Source organism: Pseudonocardia pini (genome assembly GCF_013870575.1).
Taxonomy (GTDB): Bacteria; Actinomycetota; Actinomycetes; order Mycobacteriales; family Pseudonocardiaceae; genus Pseudonocardia; species Pseudonocardia pini.
Genome location: NZ_JACBXB010000880.1, coordinates 1 through 2,090, shown reverse-complemented (window position 1 = coordinate 2,090; position 2,090 = coordinate 1). Strand labels below are relative to the sequence as shown.

At 71.0% G+C, this 2,090-nt stretch carries 2 protein-coding genes; both read right to left on the bottom strand.

The window, feature by feature from the left end; all coding sequences use genetic code 11:
- Window positions 1–569: 569 nt before the first annotated feature.
- Window positions 570–1,838 (bottom strand): tyrosine--tRNA ligase, encoded by a 1,269-nt coding sequence (gene tyrS, locus H5J29_RS30295; protein ID WP_181784372.1) that lies wholly within the window; start codon window positions 1,836–1,838, stop codon window positions 570–572.
- Between the two features lie 42 nt (window positions 1,839–1,880).
- The coding region (locus H5J29_RS30290) for a DNA-3-methyladenine glycosylase (RefSeq protein ID WP_181784371.1) at window positions 1,881–2,090 on the bottom strand (210 nt) is incomplete at its 5' end.

The following is a 2,090-nucleotide window of genomic DNA, read 5'->3' as shown; positions in this document are numbered from 1 at the left end:
AGGATCAGGCCGCGAACCCAAACATGAACTGGCACAAAACCACCAGAACAAGAAAAAATAGCTCGACACACTGTTGAGTTCTCAAAAGACACCCGCACACCATCGCCGGTCTCGAGGAGATCCGCTCCGGGGCCTTGTCTGCAGCCACCTTACCCGATCTCTCCGATCGGAGGCAACTTTCTCATCTTACGCAGCCCCACCGGCCTGGTCAAGCACCGGGTTCCCGCGCCGATCCCCATCGCCCCTCGCGGGTCGGTGTGAACCGATTGTGTCGCCCGCCTGCGGTCGGACTCTGGGCCGGAGATTCCGTCCCGGTCTGTCGTGCTGACCGCCGTGGCGACGGGGAGAAAGTTACACACACGCTCCAGGGGGCCCGAAACCGGGGGGTGGCTTTTTGCATCTGTGCAGGTCAGCGCGGGTTCGAGCGAGAAGAGCCCGGATCCGGCCCCCGCGCCCCCGCCGGCCACCCCGCGCGCCGGAGGGCGGCCGCACCCCGGACGCGAACGGGCCCGGCACCCCCTCGACGGGGTGTGCCGGGCCCGGAACGACAGCGTTGTGATCTCGGCGACTCAGCCCTTCACGCGCACGCCCGCGAGGTTCCGCTTCCCCCGGCGGACGACGAGCCATCCCCCCGCGAGGACGTCCGCGGCGGAGGGCTGCCACTCCTCGTCGGCGACCTTGGTGTTGTTCACGTACGCGCCGCCCTCCTTGACGGCGCGGCGCGCCGCGCCCTTCGAGTCGACGAGACCGGTGGCCACCAGGAGGTCGACGATGGTCCCCTCCCCCAGCGCCACGTCCGTGGTCGGCACCTCCGCCATCGCGGCGGTCAGCGTGTCCGCCGCGAGCTCGCCCAGCTCACCCCGCCCGAACAGCGCCCCGGACGCGGCGATGACCTGGTCCGTCTGGTGGTGCCCGTGGACGAGCGTGGTCAGCTCCGACGCCAGCCGCTTCTGTCCCGCGCGCAGGTGCGGGCGCTCGGCCGTGTCCTCGTCGAGCGCCGCGATCTCCTCCCGGGACAGGAAGGTGAACATCCGCAGGTAGCGGCCCACGTCCGCGTCCCCGACGTTCACGAAGTACTGGTACCAGGCGTACGGCGAGGTCAGCTCGGGGTCGAGCCAGATGTTGCCGCCGCCCGTGGACTTCCCGAACTTGCGGCCCTCGGAGTCCGTGACGAGCGGCAGCGTCATCGCGTGCGTGGTCGCCCCCTCGACACGGCGGATCAGGTCGGTCCCGCCGACGATGTTGCCCCACTGGTCCGAGCCGCCGATCTGCAGCCGACAGCCGTAGCGGCGGAACAGCTCCAGGTAGTCCTGCGACTGCAGGAGCAGGTAGCTGAACTCCGTGAAGGACAGGCCGTCCGCGGCCAGCCTGCGCTTCACCGTCTCCCGCGCGAGCATCACGTTCACCGAGAAGTGCTTCCCGACGTCTCGCAGGAACTCCAGCACCCCCTGCCCGCCGGTCCAGTCCAGGTTGTTCGCCACGAGGGCACCGGTGGGCGAGTCGTCGAACGCGACGAACCGCTCGAGCTGTCCGCGGATCCGCTGGGCCCACTCGGCCACGGTGTCGACGCTGTGCAGGGACCGTTCCCCGACGTCACGCGGGTCGCCGATCTGCCCGGTCGCGCCGCCTGCCAGCACGATCGGCCGGGCGCCCGCCTCCTGGAACCGACGCAGGGTGAGCAGCGGGATCAGGTGCCCGGCGTGCAGGCTCGACGCCGTGGGGTCGAACCCGCAATAGAGCGTGAGCGGCTCGGGGGCCTCGAGATCGCGACGCAGCGCGTCCCGATCCGTGCTCTGCGCGAGAAGGCCGCGCCACTCCAGCTCGTCGAGGATGCTCACGGCCCAATCCTCCCCGATGCCCCCACGCCGCGTCTCCCGGGTTCAGCCACCGGCGCGGACACGGGGCTGGTGGCGCCGGTACGCGCTCACCTCGGGCGCCCCGTCGACCCAGAACCGCCACGGGAGCTCGTGCGCCGCGGCCACGCCGACCCGCGGGCCGGTGCGGATCCGAGCCGTCGGAAGCGGGTCGCCCGCGAGGATCCGCACCGGGGAGTCCGCCGACGTCAGGTCCACGCCGTTGAGCCCACGGTC